We start from the raw sequence: 25,124 nt of genomic DNA, 5'->3' as shown, positions 1-25,124 counted from the left end.
ATCCCCTTATTGTTTTGGCTTGTTTTGGTTTTTAATTGGATTTGATTTTGTTTTTTCATTGGCGTATTCGTATAGGTAGGTATTATTCATCTTGTGTACTTGACCGTAGTACATGCGCTTAAAGCGGCTAAAATAGCTTTCTGCTAGGTTGTTGGTTACACCCTCATCAGAGCGGTATTCTTGTTGGTGGTTCACACATTTTAAGTCATGAAAATAAATTAGGTTGTCGTAAGCTGGGCTTTCGTCTGTATGAATGGTACTGCCTTTTTCAATGTGTTTGTTAGCAAGCTGATTAACAACCTTGCTGTTTTCAGATTTGGCGACAAAGGCAATGGTGTTTCTTGCGCCAATTTGTTTGGCGTTTTGTTTATCATCTTGCTTGGCAAAACTATCCCGCATAACCAAAATCGCACGTTTTAGCGGGTTTTCGTGTTGTTTTAAGCGTCTATCAACACGCTCATTCTTTTTATTTTTAGGTTTGATACCAGAATGTACATAAGTGGCATCCATATGCACAATACCACTCAGCTGCATCGCTTCTCGCTGTTTATGCACCTTTAATGCTTCTTTGATTTTATGCAGTAATACAAAAGCAGTTTTATATTGTACATTTAAGTCACGAGCAATCTGTAAGGCTGAGACACGCTTGGTGGCATTCACATACAAACTACAGGCAAATAAAAATCACGCAAAGGTAATTTATGATGGGCAAATAAAGTGCCTGCTGTGACTGAAAAGCGATAGTTGCATTCCTTGCATTGCCACTATTTACGAGATTTAATGAAATAGGCCTCATGCTTCTCACCACAACGCGGACACACGACATCCTTGCCCCTACCCCACGAAGCTCTTTCATCACCATCACGGCTTCATACTCACTCATACGAGCAATCGCAATCGGGGAAAGATTGCGTGCTTCGGCAGAGAGAAGGAAGTGCTGAGGCATAGGATTCTCCAATATAAATATATCGTATATGATGATTATATACCAAGAACCAAACTTTGACAATTATAAATATATCGTTTATAATGAAAAAAATTGTTAAATGATTTTTCTGTTACGTATCCATGAATAAAGAAACACAAGCCTTGTGGCGAAATAAAGCCAAAGGTATTTTAAAATCTGAGATTGCACTGCGAAATCTTAGTTATGCCGATGTCGTTGAAAAACTCAAAGAAATCGGCATTGAAGAGACGCCTCAAAACCTAAGCAACAAAATCACTCGTGGGGCTTTTGGAGCGGATTTTATGTTGCAGGTATTAACTGCGATTGGGTGTGATGAAATCAAAGTCGCTTAATCAAACAAACTCCAGATAAACCCCTTGACTTAAATTTAAGGAACCTCCATGCTTTCACAGCACAGATAAAGAACAAGGTGGTAAGTGATGACTAAACTTACCCAAGAAACCTTGTTTTCGTCAAACACACAGCCTGAAAACCAAACATTTCCACAAAACGAAAACGAACGGCTCGCAATCTTAAAACAGCATTTCCCCAACTGCTTTGACAAACACGGTGCATTTTTGCCTGACAAAATGGCGGAAATCCTGCATTCAGACGGCATTGCCACGCAAAAAGAGGGTTACAGCTTAAATTGGCTGGGTAAATCTTATGCGCGTATTTTAAAAGACACGCCCCCTGAAACTTTGCTGGCAGAAGATACGGCACACAACAGGCAGCCTGAAAACACCAACAGCGAAAATTTGCTGATTAAAGGCGACAATTTGGAAGTGCTGAAACACCTGAAAAACGCCTACAAAAATCAAATTAAGATGATTTACATTGACCCACCGTATAACACGGGTTCAGACGGCTTTGTGTATCAAGACGACCGCAAATTCACGCCGCAGCAGCTGGTGCAATTGGGCGGCATGGATTTGGACGAAGCCAAGTGCGTACTGGAGTTTACCGCGAAAAAGTCCAATTCGCACAGTGCGTGGCTGACATTTATGTATCCGCGTCTGTATGTGGCGCGTGAATTGTTGCGCGATGATGGCGTGATTTTTATCAGCATTGATGACAATGAACAGGCACAATTAAAGGTTTTATGTGATGAAGTGTTTGGGGAAGAGAATTTTGTCGGGCAAATTACTGTTGTTAATAACTCAAGGGGACGTGATTATGGCGGAGTTGCTAGAATGCACGAATATATTTTTGTTTATATCAAGAATTTTGAAACAGAAATAAATGAATTAGAGAATAGTGAAAAAATTTTCCCTTATAGCGATGAAATAGGTGGATTTGAATTAAGGGAGTTAAGAAATAGAAATATTGCATTCCATAAAGATAACCGACCTAATTTGTTTTATCCTTTTTATGTTAATGAAAATAATAAGTTAGATAATGATTTATTGGAAATTTCATTAGAAGAAAGAAGTGGATTTATACCTGTTTATCCAAAAATTTCACAAGGATTTCAGACTGTTTGGAGATGGGGGAGAGAAAAATCTAATCAGAATTTAAATACAGAGATTGCAGCTAAAAAAATGCAAGATGGCGGCTTTATGATTGTTGAAAAATATAGAAAAACAAGCCAAATGGCACGTTCGGTTTGGACTGGAAAGGAAGATAATTCTGAAAAAGGAACATTGTTAGTTAAATCTTTATTTGAAGGTAAAAAACTATTTAATTTTCCCAAATCAATGGAAATGATCAAAAAAATTATTCAAATGGGGGCAACTCCAAACTCCTTGATTATGGACTTTTTTGCAGGCAGCGGCACAACCGCCCACGCCGTGATGCAACTAAATGCAGAAGACAAAGACAACGGCAACCGCCGTTTTATTTGCGTTCAGTTACCTGAAAAAACCGATAACAAATCCGAAGCATTTAAAGCTGGCTACACAACCATTTTTGACATTACCAAAGCCCGTATTCAAAAGGCAAGTCAAAAAATTAAAAATGAAAACCCCGACTATTCAGGCGATTTGGGTTTTAAAATCTTTGAAACCGTCCCCAATTTTCAGACTGCCTTAATCGATGATTTCAACCCACAACAGGCAGATTTGCCCAATACCAAAGATGCGGTTTTAAGCGATGAACAATTGCACACGCTTTTAACCACTTGGCGCGTGTATGACGGCTCAATACTGCCTGAAAAAGTCCAAACCATTCATTTGGCGGGTTACACGGCTTATTACTGCCGCCATCATCTGTATTTGCTGGCAAGCGGTTTTTCGTCTGAATGCGCGTCAAAGCCTTGATTGAAAAGCTGGACAACGATAAGGATTTTGTGCCTGAACGCATCGTTTTATTCAGAGCAAATATGGACAGTGCCATCCAAAAAGAATTGGCGCAAGCGGTTAAAACTTATGCCAATAAAAAAGGTTTGAACAATTTAAGCGTGCTTGCGAGGGTTTAAATGGCTGGTTTTACTTATGAAAAAAATTTACCACACCAAGAACGGGCGATTGAATCGGTTTTGAGTGTGTTTGACCGCGTGCATTTAAAACACGGTAGCCGCGATGAAAATCCCGAAATCGTGTTTTCGGGCAGCCTGAAAATGGATAATTTGCAGAAAATCCAAAAAGCCAACAGCGTGGAGGACATACCGCTTTCAGACAGCAATGTGTTGGATATTGCCATGGAAACAGGCACAGGCAAAACCTATACTTACACCAAAACCATGTTTGAGCTAAACCGTGTGTTGGGTGTGTTTAAGTTTATTGTGGTGGTGCCAACGCTTTCTATTAAAGCAGGAACGAAACAATTTTTAGAAAGCACTTCGCTTGCCGAGCATTTTCGCAAGGATTTTGCAGGTTTGTATGGCGAGAAAGAAATCAAGCTGTATGTGATTGAAAGTCAAAAAAACAAAACGAAAAGATCGTCTATGCTGTAGAAGATCAGACTTGATCTGACAATGCACTATAAAAAGTGAGAGTTTCCCGTTTAGAATATGAGTGTCAAATTCAATCTAAACAAAAAGGAAACTCTTATGTTTTATTCTAGTAATCCACTTATTAAACACAAGACCGGTTTATTAAATTTAGCAGAAGAACTCGGTAATATCTCACAAGCCTGTAAGGTAATGGGGATGAGTCGAGATACTTTTTATCGCTATCAACAGGCTGTCGAACAAGGCGGTGTTGAGGCATTACTAAATCAAAATCGACGTGTTCCCAACATTAAAAATCGTGTGGATGAATCCACAGAAAAAGCGGTTGTACAATTCGCTTTAGATAATCCTGCTTTTGGTCAAGTTCGAGTGAGTAATGAACTGCGTAAACAGGGGATTTTTGTCTCTGCAGGTGGTGTACGTTCCATTTGGTTGAGACATCACTTAGCTAATTTTAAGCAACGCTTAACTGCCCTCGAAAAATTGGTGGCAGAGCAAGGCATTATTCTGAGTGAGCCACAGATACAAGCCTTGGAGCGGAAGAAAGAAGACGATATGGCTTGTGGCGAGATTGAAACCGCCCACCCCGGCTATTTAGGGTCACAAGATACCTTTTATGTCGGCAATATTAAAGGTGTGGGTCGTATTTATCAGCAAACGTTTATTGATACTTATAGTAAAGTGGCATTTGCAAAACTGTATACAATGAAGACGGCTATCACTGCTGCTGATATGCTAAATGACAAAGTATTACCATTCTTTGAAAGCCAGAGGTTACCTATGTTAGGAGTGCTGACAGACCGAGGCAGTGAGTATTGTGGGAAAGTTGAGAATCACGATTATGAGCTTTATTTGGCTATCAATGACATAGAGCACACCAAAACCAAAGTGAAACAGCCACAAACAAACGGTATCTGTGAGCGTTTTCACAAAACGATTTTGCAGGAGTTCTACCAAGTGGCATTTAGGAAGAAAATTTATACGGATTTAACGACATTACAAGCGGATTTAGATGAGTGGTTAATGTATTATAATCACCATCGAACACATCAAGGAAAAATGTGCTGTGGCAGAACACCGATGGCAACCTTACTTGATGGAAAACGGATTTGGGTGGAAAAGAATTTAAGCTCAAATTAATCTGACAGACACGGTAATTTTAAACGGGGGACTGTCAGATTAGGTTTGATCTTCTACATTAATTCAAGGACTGAGTTCTGTATTGCTCACGGCTTAGTCCAACTTTTGGGGCAGATAAAAAAACAACGTGAGCTATTCGTGGGAGTAAAGGCGGTTTAGATCGTATTTTAATAATACTAATCCTGCGCCGATAAGTAGAATATCCTTGAAAATAAAGCTGTTAAAACCAAGCTGTAGCAACATGCTAAGTGTAACAGATGAAACCAGTAATACTGTCATTGAACCGATAATTCCCCACCTAGGTTTCCAATAGCCAACGGCAAGTGCTATATAAGCAATCCCTTCAACCACACCTAAGAAATAACTTGTGCCGTGATAGCCTAGCCACTCATAGAGAAAATTCAACCAGGTCGGACTGATCATCGGCTTAAGGATTTCCACCTCAAAATCAAACCATTTTGTCATACCGAAAGTAAAGAAGATTAGACATACGCTAAGACGTAAAATCGTGATGTCTAAAGTCGTGCTACGAAAAGTGTGGATAAGTGCTCTCATCGTCATACCTAAGTTAAAAAATGAAGTATATTATACAGATCAAGCGTGTTTCTGACAAGTATTTGCAATTTAAAATGAAAATCGGTATTTTCAGCACCATTAATCAAAGCTATCATAGAGAATAAAATGAACAGTACAGAATTACTCGTCAATGTTACACCCAGTGAAACCAGTGTTGCATTGTTGGAATTTACGGTAGCTAATCACCTAAATTATCCCGAATACACTTGCCAAGGCATCGCACCTTACTCTTTCGAGCCGTCTTACGATCAATTTCATCGGGTCGCCGTAAGTTATGTTTTAATTATGCGGTTTGTATATTTGAAAATCAAGTCTAATCTTTTCTACTCTCAACTTTCTCACCTAAATAAATTTTCTGACAAAGTATAAGAAATCTGATGTTTCCGCTATATTGAAGTTCGTTTCCCTCATCAAAAACATAGGCACTTTCGACACGTAACACTAAGTCTGTTAGCTTTGATTTGGTATTTTTCCTGACTTCAAAAAAGACATTATATTCTTGGCCGTTATTCTCAATTTGAACTACATAAGCAAAATTACATCTTGCAGATGTCTGATAAACTTTTACTTTCTCGTTGCACATACCTTTTAGAATTTCAGGTAACATCAGCGATAGATTAAATCTCTTAAGAGAGAATATTCGCTCTGATGAACGGCGTTGTTTATCTGCCCTTTCAGTAAAACAATGATCAGAAAAAATAACGCTTAATTTGAGTTCTTTCTTTACTTTTTGACCGTAAAAACTAATTTCAAAAGGGTTTAAATGAGAAAGTGAATAAGTTGTACCATTATGCTGAATATCAGCAAAAAATTGCTATTCATAGTATTTTCACGCTTTAACTAATTCACAATTCACAATCTTGAACCCACGATTTTGCAACTCGTTCACAAAATCAGAACGCTTACCTAGCTTTGATTTAAAGCTGGCGTTACACGTTAAAAATACCCAATAATTCCGCAAATCTTCCGTTGTAACATTAGCTATATCAGAATAAAAATCTTCAAGGATTTTTAGGCAATCTTTCGCATAATTACCGTATTCAGCATTACTCATTTTAGGGTTGGCTTTGTTCAAGGTAACATACTTCCCATACTTGTTTTTATGCGGAAACGGTGGGCGTTTTAATTCAGTTCCAACCGTACTTTTCTTGCTCTTGATTGTAAAGTTTAAAGCATAAATACTTCGTCCTCGCTTGATCTGCTCAATATCAACAAACAAATCAGATCTTTCGTTAATTTCTGTAATTGCAGGCTCGATTACTCTCTGATTAAAAGAGTTAAAACGTGGATACTTATCTTCAACTTGCAACCATTTTTTCAAATCTTCAACGGTAATTTCTCTACTTCCAACGTTACGATATTGCGTAATCAACTCATAAATTCGGATTGAGTGAACGCTATTAAATTGAGTGAACGCTATTAAAATAAGCGATATTTTTAAGCTGATATTGTGTAAATTGCCCTTTAAGCTGAGTTAGATAAGGCATAACCTCATCGGTCATAGCAATTCTAAAACGCCCCTCTTTCTTGAAATATGTTCGAGAAGAGACCCAACGAAATTCTGTAACCCCGTTGCTATCTTCGGTTCTTACACTACGCTCATAAATTCGTTTAATTGCTGCTTGAATTTGCTTGTAGGCATTATCCATACTGATTTCGGGAAACTCACGCACAAAATCAGCTACGGTAAAATCAAAGATTTTTTGGTTTGACATTGAATCCATTGTTCCAATCGTCAAAGCCAAAATCCGCACTTCATCAATACTTAATCTATAATTGGCTTCAATAAGGCTGTTAGCCTTTACCACAACTAGATTATTTCCCATAAAACAACAAATTCCCTGCTATTAACAACATTTAAATAATATACTGTTGTCAATAATAAGACAACACCAAGTTAAAGCAAAGTTGTCCACAACAGGAAATTTGTTGTCGTATAAATTTATAAAACATTGATATATAAGGGATTTATAAAGGTTTCAAACTGCTTGCCAAAATAACATTCCGTTTTGAGCCGCCCGAAAAACGCTCCATTGCGCCGTTATCCAAGCAGTTTCCCTTTCTTGACATACTTTGAGTAATGCCATTACATTGGCAAATTTTTCTAAAATCTACCATTTGATACTGCCAACCTTGATCGGAATGTAATATCGGTTTTGCGCCATTAAGCCTTGTAGCAGCTTGGCTCATCATTCGGTTAATCAGCTCAACATTCGGACTTTTTGCTAAAGAATAGGCGATAATTTCACCATTGAATAAATCCTTGATTGGAGAGAGATATAGCTTACCTTCCGCACATTTAAATTCCGTGACATCGGTAACCCATTTATCAGGCTTGGTTGCTTGGAAATTTCGTCTCAGTAGATTGTCCGCAATTTTGCCCACTTCGCCTTGATACGAGCGATATTTTCTGCGTTTGCATTTCCCTTTTAAACCTAAGTTCTGCATGATTGCTTGGACTTTTTTATGGTTGATTGCCCAAATTCTACGCAAGGCTAACATAATACGACGATAACCGTAGTTCCCCTTGTTTTTGTGATAAATCTCAGTAATTTTCTGCTCAATCTCCGCATTTTTATTTACTTTAGCACCAAGATGGTAAAAGAAAGTGCTGCGTTTTAAGCCGATAAGTGGCAATAGGATTTCAAGTGGAAACTGATTTCGCAATGCGTTCACGAAATTTGCTTTTTTCGCATTTTTTCTTGGTTGTATTCCTGCAACTTTTTTAGCAAAGCCACCTCCGCTTCCAGTTCCAAAATCCGATAACGTAAGCGTTCTTCTTCAGTTTTCGGTGGAGGAGGCATTTTCGGGTATTTCGGTTTCATTGTCGGACGACCTTTTGGTTTGGGCAATAGACCGTTTATACCTTGTTTATCAAAGGCTTGCAACCATTGGCTGACACTGCCCGAATTGGCAATGCCAAAGTAAAGACAAGCATCTTCTGCGGAAAACTGCCCGTTTTTAACCGCTTGCACAATGGATAATTTAAATTCCAAAGCGTAATTTCGCTTCTTACCTAAGCAGGCTAACCCATTGATGCCATTATGATTATATTGTTTAATCCAACGTTTTAGTGTGCGGTCGGCCAGCTGAAAATGGCGTCCGGTTAGCGAGCGATTTTTATCATTTTGAAGATAAAATTCGATCACTTGTTGTTTGAAAGATTGGTTATATTTAGTCATAAAAAATCTGCACCTTAATCAGTTGGTTGTTTAGTCCAACTTTTGGGGTGCAGATCAGAATTAACTGGCATTGAAATTTCAGCATCCGCAATTGAAAGTGCCACAAAATCAGCGGCAACATTAGCCTTAGAACTTGACAAAATTTGACTGCTATGGTTAAAATGAATTGCCAATTAACGGCTTATCTATGAAAAAGGGCAGTCTTATGAAAATGAAAACAGCATTAGCAATTGCATTAGGTTCTTTATTCAGCTTTTCGGTAACAGCAGCCGAACTGGAAAAAATTACCGTGCCGATTCAACTTCTTGATGTAGAAAAAGGCAATAAAGATATTGGTACAGTAGAAATTACTGAATCTAAATACGGCTTAGTATTTACTCCAAATCTAAAAGATTTAACAGAAGGCTTACACGGCTTCCATATTCACGAAAACCCAAGCTGTGATGCAAAAGAAAAAGGTGGCAAGCTCACAGCAGGCTTAGCCGCAGGAGGACACTGGAACCCTAATAAAGCTCCACATCACGGCTTACCGTGGTCTGATGATGCTCATTTAGGCGATTTACCTGCATTAACCGTTTTACACGATGGTACATCAACTAATCCAGTATTAGCCCCTCGCTTGAAAAAATTAGATGAAATTAAAGGTCGTTCATTAATGATCCACGAAGGCGGCGATAACCACTCAGACCACCCGGCTCCTCTTGGTGGTGGTGGTCCTCGAATGGCGTGTGGTGTAATTAAATAAAATTTGATCTAGTTAAAAAGTGTTGGTTTAAATATCATTCCAACACTTTTTTATTTCTAGCCATTACCATATAATTGCCTCCTATTAAGGAGAAATATATGTCTATAAAAGCAAAAAAAGAACCCCATAAAATACTTCCAGAACAAGCAACTTTTTCTAAGAGTTCAGAGTAAGATTTATCTCGCTCGATTCTGCAAAATTTGCCTTAAATGAAAACGGCACCCCACCTGATTTGGTGATTGTAAACCCACCTCGTAGAGGCATTGGTCAATCTTTAGCGGAATTTTTAAACAATTTGGGCTCAACTTATTTAATCTATTCCAGCTGCAATGCCCAATCTATGGCAAAAGATTTTTAATCAACTGCGTAGAACTGTTCAAATCATATTCGCAAATACACAGTTACTACGATGTATCCAGCCAATACATCCACTAGGATTTTCTGTCCGTATGTCAGACGTTCTAGATCTTACACATTCTTTCAAGTTTGTAAAGCCTGAAAATCATTTTTTATACTTGATTTTTGTCAAAAAATCTCTATACTATGTGGCAGGGTCAGTTTTCGCTGTTTAACGGTGTTTAATGAGATTTTCATTACTGGCTCTCCTTAATAGAAATTTATGGAAGAGCTATCTGGTAGAGTAATCTAGCGATAGCTCTTTTTTATTGAACAAAGAGGCTATATGTATCTTATGTATGTTGATGAGTCTGGTTCTACGACAGATCATACTCAAAAATATTTTGTATTATCAGGTATCGCTGTATTTGAACGAAATACTCATTGGATTGAGGAAAAAATGAATGTGATAGCCTCTCGATTCTGCCAATATTCTGAAGGGAGTGATCCATATTTCTATGAGTTACATGGTTCACCAATGAGATCTGGAAAGAGTGAATGGAGAGGCATTCCAATGAGTGAGCGTATTAATGCCATTCAAGATTGCTTGAAATTAGTTCAAAGTAATAATATTCGTATATTTGCAGCAGTTATAGAGCAAGGGTATTCTAGTGGTCAGGATACTATCACAGAATGTTTTGAGCAAATATCATCTCGATTTGATATGTATCTGAGCCGTTTACATTACCAAGGTAATACCCAAAGAGGCATTTCTATCTTTGATAAATCATCGACGGAGAAATCCAAGTCAGTAACGGATTATTAACAGCAGTAAACAGCGAAAGTGTGTATGATGAAATATTTGAATCCATTAACACATTGAGCTATCGTGATTTTTTACTCAAGTTATCGCAAACGGCTTTGATTCAAATGCAAACCTTACATCAAGCATTTTTTGCCGTGCGTGATGTATTGGATATTTCAAAATACCTGAATGAACAGACGATTAAAGCGATTCAGGCAGGGTTTGACCGTTGGTTGTTGCTGAATTCGTTTAGTGCGTTTGAAGTGGGTTATAGCCGCGTGGGTGGCAGTGTACACCCAACAAAATTTACCGATAATCAAGGTAATGCTTTATCCGAAGTGAATGCTTCTGATTTGGGTACGCAGTTTGATGAAGTGAATCCGCTAGAAGAATTTTTGTTTGAAAGTGTGTTTTATGACAGCGAATTGGAGCGTGAAAACATCACGGATAATCGGATTCAAGAAGTGATTGTGTTTACCAAAATTCCAAAAAATTCCATCAAAATTCCTGTAGCTGGTGGCAAAACGTATTCCCCTGATTTTGCTTATATTGTGAAAACCGATTCAGGCGAAACCTTGAATTTGGTTTTAGAAAGCAAAAATGTTTCAGGCGGCGATGATTTGCGCCAAGAAGAACAGCAAAAAATCAAGCATGCACAACAACTTTTTGCCGATATTAAAAGTGAAACTAAATTGGTGTTTCAAACGCAGTTTAAAGACGATCAGGTGGTGTCCTTAATACGAGAAGTTTTGAGATCTAAAAAAGTAAGTACTTAAAGACTTATTTGTAAGATAAACTCCCGTTATTTACAGTATTAAGGTAAAATACTGCAAATGAACATACACAAAAACACAAGACTGCCTCCCCACCACAGGGAAGCGATTTGGACTGCTTATCACCAGAATAAGCAATCGGTAACTTTGCTAGTATTGGAGTACAAAGTATCAAGACCTACCATCTACAAGGTCTTAAAACTTGCTCGTGTTAAGTTATTAAAATCCCAAACCGGCACCAACAATCGCTTTAAACAAGCCAAACATGGCATTAAACGCTTAGCTAAAGTTGAAAAATTCATCCAAGATAAACTTAGAAAGCAAGCCAAGCGCTACAACAAATCTTATCTTGGTGAAATGGTGCATTGATACCAAACGCTTACCTCTGCTCAAAGGACAAACCACAAACAGTCCTAGAGAATATCTGTTTGTTGTCATAGATGATTATTCTCGTGAACTGTATGCTGCCATACTGCCTGACAAAACCGCTTTTAGTGCAGCACAGTTTTTGGCAGAACAAATGATAGAACCGTGTCCCTACCAAATTGATGTGGTGTATTCAGATAACGGTACTTAAATACAAAGGCACCAAAGACCATGAGTTTGTTAAAGTCTGCTATGCCAACAATATTAACCAAAAATTTACCAAAGTAGGTAGACTACAAACCAACGGTAAAGCTGAACGAGTGATACGAACATTAATGGAGCTTTGGCACGATAAATACGAATTTGTCAGTAGTGAACATAGAAAGCAAGAATTAACCAGATTTCTTAATTTCTACAACACAGTTAGACCACATTCATCTTTAACTAAGAAAGATGAGACTACAGGAAAAACTTTGACTTTTACTCCTTATGAGTGGTTAGGGTTCTATTTTGGGCAGAGTGTAAATAACGGTTGAGTTTATTACAGTTTATTTTTTTAGGCAGTTTTTGTGCAACTGCTACATAATAGCGTTGATAAGCCCAAACCAATTCGCTTTAAATATACACACTCCTTTCTTTAAATATACACACTCCTTTATTGTCGCTATTTTATGGCTTTCATGATACACTATTGGTTATTTTTACGACAAATCAAACCACAAATTTGCAAGCCATGACCACCACCGACTACCAAAAAATCATTCGCCAGACCACCTTTGCATTATCCGCCCCCACCCTAAAACTTTGCCCAGCTGATACAGGCTTTGAGGTGGCATTTGCAGGGCGTTCCAATGCAGGAAAATCATCCGCCATCAATACCATCACTCACCAAAAACAGCTTGCTCGCTCATCAAAAACTCCAGGGCGTACGCAGATGATTAACTTCTTTGATGTTGGTTGTCAGCATAGTCGTATCGTTGATTTACCAGGTTATGGCTACGCTCAAGTACCAGAGGCGATGAAAATCAAGTGGCAAAAAGAGCTTGAAAACTACCTTGTGCATCGTGAAAGTCTAACAGGTCTAATTTTACTCACTGACATTCGCCATCCACTAAAATATTTTGATGAGCAAATGCTTCATTGGGCAAAAGATGGTAGTTTGCCTGTGCATGTACTGCTGACCAAAGCAGATAAATTAAAGCGTAGGGCTGCCAAAACCGCACTATTGCAAACAAAAAAACAATTACAAGCTCTAGAACTACCTTTTTCCATTCAGTTGTTTTCAGCATTGAATAAAGAAGGGCTCGATGAATTGGCAGATGTATTGGGAAATTGGCTACACTTGGGGGAAAATCTGGATTTAGCGGATACAGATTTGGTAAGCCAAAACATAGCAAATAATGAACTGCAAAGTAGTGATTAGAACAATGCTGGTTAAAAAAGATGGTTAAAGACAGTCAAAGATTTTTGTAAAATGATACATTCAAAGACAAATTAAACCTACCCAAATTAGACCAATAATCATTATTTACCCAAAAAAGGCAAAATACCATGACAGGCATTTTATATGTTGTTGCCACCCCCATTGGCAATCTAAACGACATGACAAAACGGGCAATTGACACCCTAAAATCGGTCGATGTGATCGCGTGTGAAGATACTCGTACAAGCTCTAAATTATTAAGTTTCTTTAACATTACCACGCCCACCACTGCCTATCACGAGCATAATGCCGACATACAGACAGCACGGCTTACCGAACGATTACAGAACGGTCAATCAATCGCCTTGATTTCAGATGCAGGAACACCGCTTATCTCAGACCCTGGGTTTAGGTTGGTTAAAGCGTGCCATGATGTGGGTGTGAGCATCGTTCCCATTGTTGGGGCGTGTGCGGTCATTGGGGCGTTGTCTGTTGCAGGATTACCATCTGATAAGTTTAGTTTTGTAGGGTTTTTACCCGCCAAGCAACATGGACGCAAAGAAGCCTTAAGACTGTATGACTCGCACACCGAGACCTTGATTTTTTATGAAGCACCACACCGCATTGTGGAGTGCCTGTCCGACATGGTGGATGTGTTTGGTGGAGAACGAGAAGTTACGCTATGCCGTGAAATTAGCAAAACCTTTGAAACAATAAAAAAATTGCCACTGGCTGATTTATTGGCATTTGTAAAAAACGATGCCAACCAACAGCGTGGCGAAATCGTGTTGGTTGTTGCAGGCAACACCCAACCAGTACAAAAAGCCGATTATGATGATTGGCTACTTGCCATTGCCAAAGAACTGCCACCAAAAAAAGCCAGTGCAATCGTGGCAGATGTGCTAGGCATTAAAAAAAGCGTGGTATATGATAGATTGCTTGAACTACAACAATAGCTTGGTTGATATCACCAAAAACACATCATTTCTTACCTAACTTTTACAACTTAATAAAGGATACTCTTATGACCCTAAAAACCACCCTAACCGATACCATCAAGACCGCCATGAAAGCCAAAAACATGGAACAAGTCAAGGTACTACGCAATGTGCAGGCTGTCATTAAGCAAGTAGAGATTGATGGGCAAACCGAGCTTGATGATAAAGACATATTGGCGATTTTACAAAAACAAATCAAGCAACGCCAAGAGTCCCTAAGCATCTATACCACCAATGGGCGTGATGATTTGGCACAAAAAGAGCAATTTGAGATTGATGTCATCTCTGCTTTTTTACCTGAGCAATTATCCGATGACAAACTCAACGCCATCATCAACGAGACCATTGATGAATTAGGTGCATCTGGCATGAAAGACATGGGGCGTGTGATGAATGCTGTCAAAGATAAGACCGCAGGTCGGGCTGATGCTGGCGTCATATCAGTGCTTGTCAAAAAGGCTTTGACCGCCTAACCCATCAAAACTTATGGGGTTTATTTTACAGTTTATATCAACAAAAAAAGCACACCCGTATGGCGTGCTTTTTATTGGATTTAACAACCATGAGTCTACCCATCTAAAATCTTGGCTTAAAGTCTTTTGCCATGACAATCTGTTCTTTATCGGCCTGTAACATCGCAACCAATGACTGTAGTGATTTATGAGCATTGGCGATTTTTAGTGCTTGGGCGTTAGACCGCAAAGCAGCTTCGTGTTTATCCGTCCAAAACTCAGTCCAAGAGCGAGCTTGCAATGCGTAAATGGTAGATATTTCTTGACTGCGTTCATCATGATCGCCATAAGCTTTAGATTCATAGGCCCGTTGCATGAGTTGCCACGCCTGCACATCGTGCGAAGTTTTTTTGGTTAAATCTTGCAATAATGCAATCGCTTGAGGGGCTTGCTGTGTTGCGATGAGATTTTTTGCCAAATACAATCGCACATCTCGCCGTTCAGGATAGATGGCCTGCAATGGCTTTAGTAGGCGAACCGCCTCCTCATAACGATGCTGTGCATTCAATAAATCTGCCTGCACAAGTACGAATAACAACTCATCATGAGTAAAATTACCTTCATCAAGCGTCTTTTGGGCTTGGTCATATTGACCATCATCCATGAAAAACATTGCCAGTGCCAATCTTGCCCCTTGACTTTGTTTGACATTAACCATCAGTTCTGACAGATTTGTCTGACGAGTCAGATACTTTAGTCGCCAGTATAATAAATCAAACAGCCGAGCTTGGTTTTGCTTATCACTCATGGGCACGGTAGGATAGCGAGATGCACGAGCGGTCGCCTCAGACAATCGCTCCATCGTGAATGGGTGCGACTGCATGAAACTAGGAATAAAAACGCTTGAGGATTGATTTAAAGAAACCTGCCGGTGCAACTGATGAAAAAATCTAGGCATGGCATGGGCATCATAACCCGATTTAGATAATATCTGCTGACCTACCCTATCTGCTTCTCGCTCATGCTCTCGGCTATGAGCAGCAACACTCTCTGCCATACCCGCTTGAGAGCCGGCCATCACAGCTAATACCGCATCGCCACCTGCTGCACTTGCCGCCAATGCTGTCAATAGCCCACCCAACTGCCACGCCAAGAGTTTTTTGTGATTATCTGCACGCTGTTCATAATGACGCTGGCTTAAATGAGCTATCTCATGAGCCAAGACACTCGCCACCTCATCTAGCCCATCTGCTGACAACACCACGCCTGTATTTAGCCCAATCACCCCACCTGGCACAGCAAAAGCATTAACCTGATTGTCATTGATGAGTGGCATGGCAATGACAGGTTGCTGTCGGACTGTTGCATTCATCTGATTTGCCATGCCATGCAACAGCTGAACCGACCACAGATCATCAACCAAAGGTATATTGGCATGAATCTGTCGCAAAGACCATAGGGCAATTTGTCGGTGATGATATTGCTCATTAAAGCCCACACCTGCCATCAGATTTGGTGCTTTGACGGTCGTTTGTTGTCCATCATAAGCTACTGCCGGCATCATCAAGGGTATCGATAGCAAAAGCATGGCTAGGGGTGTTTTTTTCATCATGGATTCATTATAGAACGATTTGTATCATCTTACTATAAATCACCACAAAACCCAACTCCGTTATTCATCACCACAATCATCTTATTAAACAGTGCAAATCATTCTTTTTATCTTGTAAAATATAAACTCGCCCAAATATCCCATTAAACCAACCATAAAAAACCACACATAAGAACGCCTTACATGACAACCATTACCTTTACTCCATCTTTAATGCTTCAATTAACAACAGAGCAACTAACCGACATTCAGCAAGCACTCGCAGGCAAGCATAACAACATAACACTGTCCGCTTTTTTTGATGCTCGTAACTTAGCTTGCCCCATGCCATTACTAAAAGCAAAAATCGCCCTAAGAGGCGTTGCGACTGATGAGAGTTTGTACCTGATTGCCAGTGATAAGAACTCCCAAACAGACCTAGTGGCATTTTGTCAAAAACAAGGGCTATCCATAACAACTTGGCAAAGTGATGACGGCCACAATACAGCAAACTATTTTCACTTTATCATCACAAAAAAAGCTAGCGTTTAGGTCGGTTAAGCCTTACAATAGACCCAAAAGAATTTATTTGCCTAAGCACTATTTATGACAAAAAAATACAACAGCACTCATGATTATGATGATTTAGATGACATGAGTAACTTTGATGATTATAACGGTGAGTACGCCATTGATGAGATGGATGAATTGGCACTTAGCGATGGTTTTCATGTGCATGATATGGATGATTATGAAGGCATAGATGATATCAAGACCATCACGCCCACCATTCGCACCATCATTACGCATGGCGATACACCCAATCATGAAGTCGCCACCCGTGATTTAGTCCCTGCCATGCCAACACATTTGGCAGCCCCTGGCGTAAATCTTGGTGCGTACATCAATACAGTTCATCAAATTCCTATTTTGACACCTGACGAAGAAAAACAGCTTGCTGAACGCTACTACCACGACGGCGATGTTGAAGCTGCTCGCCTGCTTGTCATGAGCCACCTAAGATTTGTGATTCATATTGCTCGCAGTTATTCTGGATACGGACTGTCGCAAGCCGATCTGATTCAAGAAGGTAATTTAGGTCTGATGAAGGCGGTGAAACGCTTTGACCCAACCAAAGGTGTGCGACTGGTATCATTTGCAGTACATTGGATTAAGGCAGAGATTCATGAGTTCGTCATTAAAAATTGGCGAATCGTCAAGGTTGCGACCACCAAAGCACACAGAAAGCTGTTTTTTAACCTAAGAAGTCTTAAAAAATCCAGCAACCAGCTCACCCAAGAAGAAGCTGAAGCCATCGCCAAAGACCTAAATGTTACCGTCAAACAAGTCTTTGAAATGGAATCTCGTTTGACCAGCTATGATGCATCATTTGAAATGCAAGACTCCGATGAAGATGATGGGAGATATGCACCACAACTGTTCTTAGAAGATGCCATTGACCCTGCTGATGTGGTTGAAGAAGCCGACTGGGAAGAAAATACCACCAGTGCCTTAAAAGAAGCCATGGAAGAGCTAGATGAGCGTTCACGAGACATCATTACCCAAAGATGGCTTGCTGACCAAAAATCCACCCTACACGACCTAGCCGCAGTGTATAACATCTCTGCCGAGCGAGTCCGCCAAATTGAAAAAAACGCCATGGATAAAATCCGAGAAGCCATGACTATAGATAGCACCATGCTAAGCGACTGACATCAAAGGTTTTGCTGACATAAGGCTGATATAAATAAATTTTGATAAAATAGCACAGTTTTTTATGATTTGGATAAAAATTGCCGCCATCAATCTTGCCATTGGCGTTGCCCTTGGTGCATTTGGTGCTCATGGACTTAAAAATTTTGCAGGTGCGTATGAATTAGGCATTTGGGATACAGCAACCTTGTATCTATTCATACACTCATTAGGTCTGCTTGCCATCGGTGTATTGAATGCTACAGGTCGCTACAAAATGACTCTGCCTGCGTATTTTTTGCAATGTGGCATCATCATCTTTAGCGGTTCACTGTATGCCATCGCTTTGGGTGCACCCAAATGGCTTGGTATGATTACACCAGTTGGTGGCATACTTATGATTAGCGGATGGCTGATACTTGTTTTTGGCAGATTAACCGCACAATCAAACTAACAATTCACCCAATCAATCTTAACAACCAAAATCCAATAGCCATGCAAAATATCACCCTAAATGGCGAATCACTCGCCACCGATAAAGCCACCGTCCTTGATTTATTGACCGAACTGGCAATGACCGAAGGCAGATTTGCCGTTGAGATTGACGGTATGCTGATACCAAAATCACAACTTTCCAACACCGCCATCAATGATGGCATGACCATCGAGGTCGTGCAAGCGGTAGGCGGCGGCTAATTATCTTCATTCATTATAGAGTATGCCATGACCATTCGTATTGCTAGCATTCAACTAAATAGTCAGACCAACATTGATGCCAATCTTGACATCATAGGTCGTGCCATCGCCGATGTCGCACCGCACACTGACATCATCGTATTACCTGAAAATATGTGTGTCATGGGCAGACAAAACGAACTGGCTTGGCGTTTTGATGAGATTTGTAACACCCTGTCAAATCTCGCCAAAATACATCAGATACATCTGGTTGCAGGTACACTGCCATGTAATAGGCGTCATAATGGCACTGTTGTATCAGATGGCAAATACCGCCAAACCAACCTAGTTTTTGACCCAAACGGCCGTCAAATCGCTCGTTATGATAAGATTCATCTGTTTCGTGCCACCGTCAATGACAGCACAGGTAGCTATGACGAAAGTAAGACCTTTGAGGCAGGTGATGAGCTTGTGGTTGTCCCCCTAAGCATACAAGACCAAAAGATTAACTTAGGACTGATGATATGCTTTGATGTCCGCTTCCCTATGATGGCTCAAAAACTAAGAGCATTGGGAGCTGACATCATCAGCGTACCTGCCGCCTTTACTCATAAGACAGGGGAGGCACATTGGCAATTATTACTACAAGCTCGTGCCTTAGATAGTCAGTGCATGATGATTGGTAGTACGCAAGGAGGCATTCACCACATCGGTAGTAAGAGCCGAGAAACTTGGGGTCATGCAATGATGGTGGACGCTCATGGGCAAGTGATTGCCGATAGCCATCAAAGTGAAGTAGGCGAAGCGGGCTATTTGGTTGTTTATGGAGAGTTTGACAAGACCAAACAAGAGCACATCCGCCAAAGTATGCCAATCTTTAACTGTCATCGTCTTAACTAATCCAACCAAATAAACCAAAACCGCCATATGTTTAGCGGTTTTGGTTTATTTGCTAGATTGAATTCTTGATGCTAATTTGACCACACCATCTTTAATATCTGTGCCACCACCCATGGCGTGATGATAATCGCCATAATACTCATTGCCCCAAGCAGTGCCAAAGTCGGCAGCCCATTTAGTCCAGTGGCATACAAATCAACCGCACCAGTAGCAAATATCAACACAGGTAACTGCATGGGCAAGGCAACAAGTGGCACAAGTACCGCACCATTTTTTAGACTCAAGGTCAAACTACTGGCAATCGCTGATAACATAAGCATGAGCGGCGAACCCACCAAAATAGACAACATGAGCATGAGCGTATCACCAAGCGGCATATTAAATAAAGGCATGGCAAGCAATGACAACAAAGAGACGGAACCTGCACTAAATACCCAATGCACAAGCAATCTGGCAAACACCCAGATTGGTAACGACGCCCCTGACACCACAAGCTGTGCTAGCGTGCCATTTTCCATATCAGCTTTAAATAGGTCATCAACACCCATCACTAGCGACAATAAAGCTGCAATCCAAATAGCAGAAGTTGCCAAGCGTAACAAGAGTGCAGGTTCAGCCCCTATTGCAAGTGGAAACAGCGTGATGATAATCAAAAAAATCATCAAAGGGAATAGCCACTGCACCGCTCCTTGTCTTTTAATATGCCACTCTCTTAGCAACATCGTAGCAAAGGCATTTTTCATCATAACGCAAACTCCGCCAAATCAAGCACACTCGTTCTTAGCTCGGTACTTTGATGGCTAGTCATCAGCACCGCACCACCCAATTTTGCAAAGTTTGCGATACGATATTCCATGCGTTTTACCATGTCAACATCAAGTGCCGTTAATGGCTCATCAAGTAACCAAAACTTTGACTCTCTAGGCGTTAAGACGAACAGGCGAGACAGCCCCACTCTTCGCATCTGCCCTGCTGACAGCTGTACGCTAGATACATCACTCAAACCATAAAGCCCCACCTGCTCAAGAGCAAAATCTATCACTTCACGGTGTGTATCCGCCCCATATAAAGACAATAAAAACTCTAAATTTTGCCGAACCGTCAAACTACCGCTAATCCCAAGCTGATGCGACACATAAACTGGACTTACGACATCATTATGATACATCACCTGCCCACAGACAATCGGTAGCAGTCCTGCAATTTGTGATAGCAGCGTTGTCTTACCCAATCCATTTTCACCAATCAAGTGGCATACATCGCCTACATTAAGCGTCAAATTCACACCCTGACACAGCACAAACTCTCCACGCTGTACATCAATGGCATCAAGCGTAACAATGGGCGATTGAGTAAAAACCGTCATATCTGTCATCATTTAAAAATATGGTTAATAATACCAAAAATCCCACACAATCAAAACTGATTTATGCAATTTTAGCAATTTAGTTGATATTTGTTTTGCATAATATACCCCATTAGGCTACAATTTCACCAAAAATAACGAACGCACACATCATGAGATTCTTCAACAAGCTAAAAAATTTACTCACAAAAATACAACCCACTCAAGAGCAGACCTTAAGCACAAGCCCCCACCCCATCACCGACCGCATCACAGCATGGCTTAGTGCCCAAGACTGGCACTACGAACATCGCAAACCCAGCCCCAAGACTGATGGTCGCACACATCATGTGATTTTAAGTTTTTCGGATAATTCATCAGACTGGACCTGCGTGTTTCGCATCAATGAACAAAATCAGCTTATGGCAATGTTTGGCGTACTCACCCAGACTGTACCGCCCAGTCACTACGCACCCATGCTCATGAAAATTGCTCACACCAACTTAAACATCGCTTTTGGTAGCATAGAGCTTGACCCCACCGATGGTGAAGTGCGTGTAAAAATGTCAGTTGATGCCGAGTTTAGCACCCTAAGCGATAAGGCTCTCACCTGCTATTTGCAAGGCTTGTCTGGACTAACAGAACTGGCTTGGCGATTGCTCAACGAGGTCATGGGTGAGGTTGAGCCTAGCCCTATCGTATATGATTACCTAGAGATAGCTGATGAGACTGAATCACAAAGCGATGGTGGCTTTTTTATCCCCACCAATCAATCCCAATAAAACCATACGCACCACCAACCATTAGCCATGCCCTTTAAAATCGCCCATCACCCCGCTTTTTGCCTACCCCTGCCAGCAGGACATCGTTTTCCGATGGCAAAGTACGCATTGTTACCAAAAAAACTACTTGCTGATGACATTGCCAAACTCTCTCAATTTTTTACACCGACAATGACAACTGTTGATGAGATTTTAACCACGCACACCGCCAACTACTGGCACGCCCTAAATACACAGACACTACCACCCAAAGACTGCCGTAAAATCGGTTTGCCGATGAGTCAAGAACTCATAGACCGTGAAAGACTTGTTGTTGGAGCGACAATCGAGTGTGCCAAATATGCCTTGACAGATGGCATTAGCCTATCCACTTCTGGCGGTACGCATCACGCCTTTGCAGATAGTGGTGAGGGCTTTTGTATTTTAAATGATGTTTGTGTGGCAAGCCATGTACTGTTAGACCAAGGGCTTACCAAAAAGATTTTAATCCTTGACCTAGATGTTCATCAAGGTAATGGCAATGCGTCCATTATGGCGGATAATGCCAATGTCTTTGTGATGAGTATGCACGGTGAGAAAAATTATCCCTATCACAAACCCAAATCAGATTTGGATATTCATCTTGCTGATGGCATGAGCGATGATGAGTATTTGTCGCTGTTAACACAGCACTTACCCAAAGTGCTTGATGGTTTTAATCCTGATTTTGTATTTTATCAAGCAGGGGTAGATGTGCTTGCCGATGATAGGCTTGGACGGATAAACTTAACCATGAATGGGCTGTATGAGCGAGAGCGGTATGTGATTCAGACACTGTTTGACAAGGGATTGCCAACGGTGGTGACCATGGGCGGTGGCTATGCCCCTGATATTGATGTGATAGTGCAGGGGCATAGTTTGGTGTTTGGGGTGGTTAAAAACTTAATGGCAATCAAATAACACTAATTTGCTCACGGATTTTTTGTTTAAACTTATTTTTTATGCTTGGCGTAATCACCTGATAACGCTTTTTTGACAATTCTAAAAATTCCAATGCTTGTTCAATACCGATATAATTTCTATCCAATAAAGTCGCTGCAATACCAGTTGTACCAGATCCTGAAAATGGATCTAAAATCAAATCACCCTTTTGGGTAGATGATAATATAATACGAGATAAAAGCCCAAGTGGTTTTTGAGTAGGGTGCTTGCCTTGTGTTTTTTCCCAACTACCAACAGCAGGCAATCGCCAAACATCTTTTTGTTGCTTATCAGCATTTAATTTTTTCATCAATTCATAGTTAAAATAATGGGGCATCTTTTGGTTTTTTCTTGCCCATATTATCCACTCGGTAGAATAAGTAAAATATCGACAAGAAAAATTGGGTGGCGGATTGGGTTTTTCCCAAGTAATCATATTTAGAATTTTAAAATTAAGCTCATTTAAGATTTGACCCAATATAAAAATATTGTGATGTGTACCACTTATCCAAATCGTGCCATTTTCCTTTAATAGTTGCTTGGCTTGCATTAACCAATTTTTGGTAAAGCAATAAATATCTTCCGGAATTCCATTTTTATCCCAATCTCCTTTATTAACCGATTGGATAATACCATTTTTAACAGTCAAACCATTATTGGATAAAAAGTAAGGCGGATCAGCAAATATCATATCTATTGAGCTTTCTTTTAAAAAGGGCATTACATCAATGCAATTTCCTAAATGTAAACCAAATGTCTGATCATCGGTTTCAAAATAAGGCTGAATTCTCATCTACCAATCTCTTATAACACCTTCGTTGGTTATTTTCTCTATAAAATTAGGCAATGTTGATAAATTATAAACAGCAGGAATTTGAATATAGGCTTCTTGCAATTTGTTTTTCGCACTATACCAACCTTGACCGTCAGTAATCCACACAAATTCATAGCTTGAATATTGATTAATTTTTGGAGCAACATCAGTATAAGCTCTTGCAACTTCATTTAATTTTGAACCGCCACTATTATAATAATTCGTTTCAATAACATAAGTTTTTGCATTTGTTTTAATAACAAAATCAAACTGTTTAACATCAGCCCCTAAACTCTCAATTTCTAAAAAAATGGTATTTCTAACCTCTTTTTTGTAATAAATATCTGAGTTATCAAATAAATACTGAACGGCTTTTGACATATTATCTCCACCACGATTTTTACGAGCATTTGTATCTAAACCCACTTCTATGCCAAAAACGTAATCCACCAAGCTTTTAATATTTTTATCTCTAAATACATCTGACAAACCTGTACTCTCAAAAAATTCAATAATCTTATCTGGTGATGTTAAATAACTATTCAACAAAATTACTTGACCTTGCTTATTTAAGGTTTTCTTTTTCTCTTTTTGCCTAACCGCAATGAGTATTTCCAAAATAGAAAATGCATTTGGGCATTCTTTATACAGCTCATCAACAGCTTGTGTTAAGTTATCCTTTCCTAGCAAATAATTTAATTGGTTTAATTTAATTTCAATCTGAGCAACATTCTTTTTTACTTTATCAAAGTCAGTAAAATAATCTAATGTAGCATTCGTTTCTGACATACTATTTAGAAAATCGTCAAATAACAACTTCATTTTTTTCAGCTCCATTACTAACCATAATTTCGTTAATTTTTTTACGACTACTGCTATTAGCACCAATGGCACGATTAGCTTCTACTCTCTCAATTTTAAAACCTTGATACAATTCATCAAAAAAATCATCACTTTCATCATGATTTTTTGGATCGGAATTGCTCAATAAAAATTGATGACCCAATTTATCTATTGTCTTACAAAATTCTGCCAGTCGTTTTTGTTCATTATCATTAAATCCATTATCAGAATAAGCGGTAAAGCTTGCCGTATCGCTGATTGGGCGATAAGGTGGATCTATATAAAACATACAGGGTAAATCAGTAGGTAAATAAGATAAAACCAATTCAAAATCCCCTGTTAATATTTGGGTGTCTTGCAATTTTTTTGAAATATCTAAGACATTCTCTTCATCTATAAATTTTGGGCTTTTATAACTACCAATAGGAACATTAAATTGGTTATTTTTATTAACACGATACAAACCATTAAAAGCAGATTTGTTTAAAAAAATAAATAATCCCGCCTGCTCTATATGGTTGCTGTTTCGTTGATTGAATACATCTCGTTTTTGGTAAAAATAAGGCTTTTTGCTTTCTAAATCTGTTAATTTATCGTAGTCATTTTGCAAAATTTGGACATATTTAATCAAATCATTAGGACTATTTTTAATGACTTGATAAACATTAATCAAATCAGCATTACAATCATTGATAATTAGCTTTTTAAGATATGGCAACCGCGACAATGCCCATAAGCAAACTACTCCGCCACCAACAAAAGGTTCTATCAAACAAAAGTCTTGTGTATAAACATAATCAGGCAAGCGTTTTTGAATTTCGCCAATCAAAGATGTTTTTCCGCCAGCCCATTTTAAAAAAGGTTTCATCTATTTTTATCACTCAAATTAA

At 39.5% G+C, this 25,124-nt stretch carries 32 protein-coding genes and 1 pseudogene; 21 read left to right on the top strand and 12 right to left on the bottom strand.

Annotation, left to right across the window (positions count from 1 at the left end; translation table 11 throughout):
• Positions 1 to 6: 6 nt before the first annotated feature.
• Together ACERC6_RS05835 and ACERC6_RS05830 are read right to left on the bottom strand one after the other, a co-directional pair.
• Positions 7 to 660 (bottom strand): IS1595 family transposase, encoded by a 654-nt coding sequence (locus ACERC6_RS05835; RefSeq protein WP_373628143.1) that lies wholly within the window; start codon positions 658 to 660, stop codon positions 7 to 9.
• Positions 661 to 764: 104 nt separating this feature from the next.
• A complete protein-coding gene (locus ACERC6_RS05830; RefSeq protein WP_373628166.1) occupies positions 765 to 821 on the bottom strand; it encodes a hypothetical protein in 57 nt (18 codons plus the stop codon).
• Between the two features lie 247 nt (positions 822 to 1,068).
• Here ACERC6_RS05830 and ACERC6_RS05825 point away from each other — a divergent pair, with 247 nt between their 5' ends.
• The 5 genes from ACERC6_RS05825 to ACERC6_RS05805 all read left to right on the top strand — a co-directional run bounded on the left by ACERC6_RS05825 (position 1,069) and on the right by ACERC6_RS05805 (position 4,976).
• Positions 1,069 to 1,299, top strand: coding sequence for a DUF6471 domain-containing protein (locus tag ACERC6_RS05825; RefSeq protein WP_373628142.1), 231 nt, complete (start codon positions 1,069 to 1,071; stop codon positions 1,297 to 1,299).
• An 87-nt stretch (positions 1,300 to 1,386) separates the two neighbouring features.
• Positions 1,387 to 3,204 (top strand): DNA methyltransferase, encoded by a 1,818-nt coding sequence (locus ACERC6_RS05820; protein ID WP_373628141.1) that lies wholly within the window; start codon positions 1,387 to 1,389, stop codon positions 3,202 to 3,204.
• 29 nt (positions 3,205 to 3,233) lie between these two features.
• Positions 3,234 to 3,362, top strand: coding sequence for a hypothetical protein (locus tag ACERC6_RS05815; protein ID WP_373628140.1), 129 nt, complete (start codon positions 3,234 to 3,236; stop codon positions 3,360 to 3,362).
• Positions 3,363 to 3,839 (top strand): DEAD/DEAH box helicase family protein, encoded by a 477-nt coding sequence (locus tag ACERC6_RS05810; RefSeq protein WP_373628139.1) that lies wholly within the window; start codon positions 3,363 to 3,365, stop codon positions 3,837 to 3,839.
• Positions 3,840 to 3,935: 96 nt separating this feature from the next.
• Positions 3,936 to 4,976 carry an IS481 family transposase gene (locus ACERC6_RS05805; protein ID WP_373628138.1) on the top strand — a complete coding sequence of 347 codons (1,041 nt, stop codon included), beginning with the start codon at positions 3,936 to 3,938 and terminating at the stop codon, positions 4,974 to 4,976.
• A gap of 132 nt (positions 4,977 to 5,108) precedes the next feature.
• Here the strand turns inward: ACERC6_RS05805 and ACERC6_RS05800 are convergent, their stop codons facing one another.
• The 4 genes and pseudogenes from ACERC6_RS05800 to ACERC6_RS05785 all read right to left on the bottom strand — a co-directional run.
• The gene (locus ACERC6_RS05800; RefSeq protein WP_373628137.1) at positions 5,109 to 5,531 is read right to left on the bottom strand and encodes a DUF417 family protein; all 423 of its coding nucleotides are present in this window, start codon (positions 5,529 to 5,531) and stop codon (positions 5,109 to 5,111) included.
• A gap of 850 nt (positions 5,532 to 6,381) precedes the next feature.
• Positions 6,382 to 6,924, bottom strand: a complete 543-nt coding sequence (locus ACERC6_RS05795; RefSeq protein ID WP_373628136.1) for a replication initiation protein — start codon at positions 6,922 to 6,924, stop codon at positions 6,382 to 6,384.
• A 28-nt stretch (positions 6,925 to 6,952) separates the two neighbouring features.
• A complete protein-coding gene (locus tag ACERC6_RS05790) occupies positions 6,953 to 7,378 on the bottom strand; it encodes a replication initiation protein (protein ID WP_373628135.1) in 426 nt (141 codons plus the stop codon).
• A gap of 146 nt (positions 7,379 to 7,524) precedes the next feature.
• A pseudogene (locus ACERC6_RS05785) lies at positions 7,525 to 8,734 on the bottom strand (IS3 family transposase); the annotation flags it as partial.
• Positions 8,735 to 8,939: 205 nt separating this feature from the next.
• Between ACERC6_RS05785 and sodC the strand changes: the two are divergent.
• The 9 genes from sodC (at position 8,940) to ACERC6_RS05740 (ending at position 14,653) form a co-directional block, all read left to right on the top strand.
• Complete coding sequence (gene sodC, locus ACERC6_RS05780; RefSeq protein ID WP_159630647.1) at positions 8,940 to 9,479, top strand: superoxide dismutase family protein; 540 nt, start codon at positions 8,940 to 8,942, stop codon at positions 9,477 to 9,479.
• 682 nt (positions 9,480 to 10,161) lie between these two features.
• Positions 10,162 to 10,641, top strand: coding sequence for a DUF3800 domain-containing protein (locus ACERC6_RS05775; protein WP_373628134.1), 480 nt, complete (start codon positions 10,162 to 10,164; stop codon positions 10,639 to 10,641).
• Between the two features lie 20 nt (positions 10,642 to 10,661).
• Positions 10,662 to 11,396 (top strand): hypothetical protein, encoded by a 735-nt coding sequence (locus tag ACERC6_RS05770; RefSeq protein ID WP_373628133.1) that lies wholly within the window; start codon positions 10,662 to 10,664, stop codon positions 11,394 to 11,396.
• A 57-nt stretch (positions 11,397 to 11,453) separates the two neighbouring features.
• A complete protein-coding gene (locus ACERC6_RS05765) occupies positions 11,454 to 11,762 on the top strand; it encodes a hypothetical protein (protein WP_373628132.1) in 309 nt (102 codons plus the stop codon).
• A complete protein-coding gene (locus ACERC6_RS05760; protein WP_284674118.1) occupies positions 11,746 to 11,970 on the top strand; it encodes a DDE-type integrase/transposase/recombinase in 225 nt (74 codons plus the stop codon). The genes ACERC6_RS05765 and ACERC6_RS05760 overlap by 17 nt, the downstream gene beginning before the upstream one ends.
• Positions 11,942 to 12,295 (top strand): integrase core domain-containing protein, encoded by a 354-nt coding sequence (locus tag ACERC6_RS05755; protein ID WP_373628130.1) that lies wholly within the window; start codon positions 11,942 to 11,944, stop codon positions 12,293 to 12,295. Before ACERC6_RS05760 ends, ACERC6_RS05755 begins: the two co-directional genes overlap by 29 nt.
• A gap of 197 nt (positions 12,296 to 12,492) precedes the next feature.
• Positions 12,493 to 13,182: a ribosome biogenesis GTP-binding protein YihA/YsxC gene (gene yihA, locus ACERC6_RS05750; RefSeq protein ID WP_373628129.1), complete on the top strand. Its 690-nt coding sequence runs from the start codon at positions 12,493 to 12,495 to the stop codon at positions 13,180 to 13,182.
• A 128-nt stretch (positions 13,183 to 13,310) separates the two neighbouring features.
• Positions 13,311 to 14,138, top strand: a complete 828-nt coding sequence (gene rsmI, locus ACERC6_RS05745) for a 16S rRNA (cytidine(1402)-2'-O)-methyltransferase (protein WP_373628128.1) — start codon at positions 13,311 to 13,313, stop codon at positions 14,136 to 14,138.
• 68 nt (positions 14,139 to 14,206) lie between these two features.
• The gene (locus ACERC6_RS05740; RefSeq protein ID WP_284674115.1) at positions 14,207 to 14,653 is read left to right on the top strand and encodes a GatB/YqeY domain-containing protein; all 447 of its coding nucleotides are present in this window, start codon (positions 14,207 to 14,209) and stop codon (positions 14,651 to 14,653) included.
• A gap of 103 nt (positions 14,654 to 14,756) precedes the next feature.
• Here the strand turns inward: ACERC6_RS05740 and ACERC6_RS05735 are convergent, their stop codons facing one another.
• Positions 14,757 to 16,241 carry a M48 family metalloprotease gene (locus ACERC6_RS05735; protein ID WP_373628127.1) on the bottom strand — a complete coding sequence of 495 codons (1,485 nt, stop codon included), beginning with the start codon at positions 16,239 to 16,241 and terminating at the stop codon, positions 14,757 to 14,759.
• Positions 16,242 to 16,427: 186 nt separating this feature from the next.
• On the opposite strand from ACERC6_RS05735, the gene ACERC6_RS05730 reads away from it, so the two are divergent.
• From ACERC6_RS05730 to ACERC6_RS05710, 5 genes are all read left to right on the top strand, one after another.
• Positions 16,428 to 16,775 carry a sulfurtransferase TusA family protein gene (locus ACERC6_RS05730; RefSeq protein WP_284674113.1) on the top strand — a complete coding sequence of 116 codons (348 nt, stop codon included), beginning with the start codon at positions 16,428 to 16,430 and terminating at the stop codon, positions 16,773 to 16,775.
• Between the two features lie 306 nt (positions 16,776 to 17,081).
• The gene (gene rpoH, locus ACERC6_RS05725; RefSeq protein ID WP_284674558.1) at positions 17,082 to 17,936 is read left to right on the top strand and encodes an RNA polymerase sigma factor RpoH; all 855 of its coding nucleotides are present in this window, start codon (positions 17,082 to 17,084) and stop codon (positions 17,934 to 17,936) included.
• A 67-nt stretch (positions 17,937 to 18,003) separates the two neighbouring features.
• Entirely contained in the window at positions 18,004 to 18,369 is a 366-nt protein-coding gene (locus ACERC6_RS05720; protein WP_284674557.1) for a DUF423 domain-containing protein, read from the top strand.
• Positions 18,370 to 18,410: 41 nt separating this feature from the next.
• Positions 18,411 to 18,611: a sulfur carrier protein ThiS gene (gene thiS / locus ACERC6_RS05715; RefSeq protein ID WP_284674112.1), complete on the top strand. Its 201-nt coding sequence runs from the start codon at positions 18,411 to 18,413 to the stop codon at positions 18,609 to 18,611.
• Between the two features lie 27 nt (positions 18,612 to 18,638).
• Positions 18,639 to 19,490: a nitrilase-related carbon-nitrogen hydrolase gene (locus tag ACERC6_RS05710; protein ID WP_284674111.1), complete on the top strand. Its 852-nt coding sequence runs from the start codon at positions 18,639 to 18,641 to the stop codon at positions 19,488 to 19,490.
• Positions 19,491 to 19,561: 71 nt separating this feature from the next.
• On the opposite strand, the gene ACERC6_RS05705 is transcribed toward ACERC6_RS05710, so the two are convergent.
• Both ACERC6_RS05705 and ccmA read right to left on the bottom strand, forming a co-directional pair.
• Positions 19,562 to 20,236 carry a heme exporter protein CcmB gene (locus tag ACERC6_RS05705; RefSeq protein WP_284674110.1) on the bottom strand — a complete coding sequence of 225 codons (675 nt, stop codon included), beginning with the start codon at positions 20,234 to 20,236 and terminating at the stop codon, positions 19,562 to 19,564.
• The gene (gene ccmA / locus ACERC6_RS05700; protein ID WP_373628126.1) at positions 20,233 to 20,856 is read right to left on the bottom strand and encodes a heme ABC exporter ATP-binding protein CcmA; all 624 of its coding nucleotides are present in this window, start codon (positions 20,854 to 20,856) and stop codon (positions 20,233 to 20,235) included. Before ccmA ends, ACERC6_RS05705 begins: the two co-directional genes overlap by 4 nt.
• Positions 20,857 to 21,008: 152 nt before the next feature.
• Between ccmA and ACERC6_RS05695 the strand changes: the two genes are divergently transcribed.
• Positions 21,009 to 21,617, top strand: coding sequence for a hypothetical protein (locus ACERC6_RS05695; protein ID WP_373628125.1), 609 nt, complete (start codon positions 21,009 to 21,011; stop codon positions 21,615 to 21,617).
• A gap of 27 nt (positions 21,618 to 21,644) precedes the next feature.
• The gene (locus ACERC6_RS05690; RefSeq protein WP_373628124.1) at positions 21,645 to 22,556 is read left to right on the top strand and encodes a histone deacetylase; all 912 of its coding nucleotides are present in this window, start codon (positions 21,645 to 21,647) and stop codon (positions 22,554 to 22,556) included.
• Here ACERC6_RS05690 and ACERC6_RS05685 read toward each other — a convergent pair.
• Genes ACERC6_RS05685 through ACERC6_RS05675 form a run of 3 tightly spaced genes read right to left on the bottom strand, consistent with a single transcriptional unit; the run spans position 22,549 to position 25,102 of the window.
• The gene (locus tag ACERC6_RS05685) at positions 22,549 to 23,370 is read right to left on the bottom strand and encodes a site-specific DNA-methyltransferase (protein WP_373628123.1); all 822 of its coding nucleotides are present in this window, start codon (positions 23,368 to 23,370) and stop codon (positions 22,549 to 22,551) included. The two genes, ACERC6_RS05690 and ACERC6_RS05685, sit on opposite strands and share 8 nt — an antisense overlap.
• The gene (locus tag ACERC6_RS05680; RefSeq protein WP_373628122.1) at positions 23,371 to 24,213 is read right to left on the bottom strand and encodes a type II restriction endonuclease; all 843 of its coding nucleotides are present in this window, start codon (positions 24,211 to 24,213) and stop codon (positions 23,371 to 23,373) included.
• Positions 24,197 to 25,102: a DNA adenine methylase gene (locus ACERC6_RS05675; protein ID WP_373628121.1), complete on the bottom strand. Its 906-nt coding sequence runs from the start codon at positions 25,100 to 25,102 to the stop codon at positions 24,197 to 24,199. Before ACERC6_RS05675 ends, ACERC6_RS05680 begins: the two co-directional genes overlap by 17 nt.
• Between the last annotated feature and the right edge of the window lie 22 nt (positions 25,103 to 25,124).

The organism is Moraxella sp. E33BD (assembly GCF_041807865.1).
GTDB classification, from domain to species: Bacteria; Pseudomonadota; Gammaproteobacteria; order Pseudomonadales; family Moraxellaceae; genus Moraxella; species Moraxella haemolytica.
This window is presented reverse-complemented; position numbering and strand designations above follow the sequence as displayed.

What these genes read in the sequence shown, in the direction of transcription:
- ACERC6_RS05825 (WP_373628142.1), top strand. Translation starts at nt 1,069, where the DNA reads ATGAATAAAGAAACACAAGCCTTGTGGCGAAATAAAGCCAAAGGTATT.
- ACERC6_RS05735 (WP_373628127.1), bottom strand. Translation starts at nt 16,241, where the DNA reads ATGAAAAAAACACCCCTAGCCATGCTTTTGCTATCGATACCCTTGATG.
- ACERC6_RS05695 (WP_373628125.1), top strand. Translation starts at nt 21,009, where the DNA reads ATGAGATTCTTCAACAAGCTAAAAAATTTACTCACAAAAATACAACCC.
- ACERC6_RS05820 (WP_373628141.1), top strand. Translation starts at nt 1,387, where the DNA reads ATGACTAAACTTACCCAAGAAACCTTGTTTTCGTCAAACACACAGCCT.
- ACERC6_RS05800 (WP_373628137.1), bottom strand. Translation starts at nt 5,531, where the DNA reads ATGAGAGCACTTATCCACACTTTTCGTAGCACGACTTTAGACATCACG.
- ACERC6_RS05765 (WP_373628132.1), top strand. Translation starts at nt 11,454, where the DNA reads ATGAACATACACAAAAACACAAGACTGCCTCCCCACCACAGGGAAGCG.
- ACERC6_RS05675 (WP_373628121.1), bottom strand. Translation starts at nt 25,102, where the DNA reads ATGAAACCTTTTTTAAAATGGGCTGGCGGAAAAACATCTTTGATTGGC.
- ACERC6_RS05680 (WP_373628122.1), bottom strand. Translation starts at nt 24,213, where the DNA reads ATGAAGTTGTTATTTGACGATTTTCTAAATAGTATGTCAGAAACGAAT.
- yihA (WP_373628129.1), top strand. Translation starts at nt 12,493, where the DNA reads ATGACCACCACCGACTACCAAAAAATCATTCGCCAGACCACCTTTGCA.
- ACERC6_RS05755 (WP_373628130.1), top strand. Translation starts at nt 11,942, where the DNA reads ATGTGGTGTATTCAGATAACGGTACTTAAATACAAAGGCACCAAAGAC.
- sodC (WP_159630647.1), top strand. Translation starts at nt 8,940, where the DNA reads ATGAAAATGAAAACAGCATTAGCAATTGCATTAGGTTCTTTATTCAGC.
- ACERC6_RS05690 (WP_373628124.1), top strand. Translation starts at nt 21,645, where the DNA reads ATGCCCTTTAAAATCGCCCATCACCCCGCTTTTTGCCTACCCCTGCCA.
- thiS (WP_284674112.1), top strand. Translation starts at nt 18,411, where the DNA reads ATGCAAAATATCACCCTAAATGGCGAATCACTCGCCACCGATAAAGCC.
- ACERC6_RS05775 (WP_373628134.1), top strand. Translation starts at nt 10,162, where the DNA reads ATGTATCTTATGTATGTTGATGAGTCTGGTTCTACGACAGATCATACT.
- ACERC6_RS05740 (WP_284674115.1), top strand. Translation starts at nt 14,207, where the DNA reads ATGACCCTAAAAACCACCCTAACCGATACCATCAAGACCGCCATGAAA.
- ACERC6_RS05705 (WP_284674110.1), bottom strand. Translation starts at nt 20,236, where the DNA reads ATGATGAAAAATGCCTTTGCTACGATGTTGCTAAGAGAGTGGCATATT.
- ACERC6_RS05790 (WP_373628135.1), bottom strand. Translation starts at nt 7,378, where the DNA reads ATGGGAAATAATCTAGTTGTGGTAAAGGCTAACAGCCTTATTGAAGCC.
- ccmA (WP_373628126.1), bottom strand. Translation starts at nt 20,856, where the DNA reads ATGACGGTTTTTACTCAATCGCCCATTGTTACGCTTGATGCCATTGAT.
- ACERC6_RS05730 (WP_284674113.1), top strand. Translation starts at nt 16,428, where the DNA reads ATGACAACCATTACCTTTACTCCATCTTTAATGCTTCAATTAACAACA.
- ACERC6_RS05805 (WP_373628138.1), top strand. Translation starts at nt 3,936, where the DNA reads ATGTTTTATTCTAGTAATCCACTTATTAAACACAAGACCGGTTTATTA.
- ACERC6_RS05685 (WP_373628123.1), bottom strand. Translation starts at nt 23,370, where the DNA reads ATGAGAATTCAGCCTTATTTTGAAACCGATGATCAGACATTTGGTTTA.
- ACERC6_RS05810 (WP_373628139.1), top strand. Translation starts at nt 3,363, where the DNA reads ATGGCTGGTTTTACTTATGAAAAAAATTTACCACACCAAGAACGGGCG.
- ACERC6_RS05710 (WP_284674111.1), top strand. Translation starts at nt 18,639, where the DNA reads ATGACCATTCGTATTGCTAGCATTCAACTAAATAGTCAGACCAACATT.
- rpoH (WP_284674558.1), top strand. Translation starts at nt 17,082, where the DNA reads ATGCCAACACATTTGGCAGCCCCTGGCGTAAATCTTGGTGCGTACATC.
- rsmI (WP_373628128.1), top strand. Translation starts at nt 13,311, where the DNA reads ATGACAGGCATTTTATATGTTGTTGCCACCCCCATTGGCAATCTAAAC.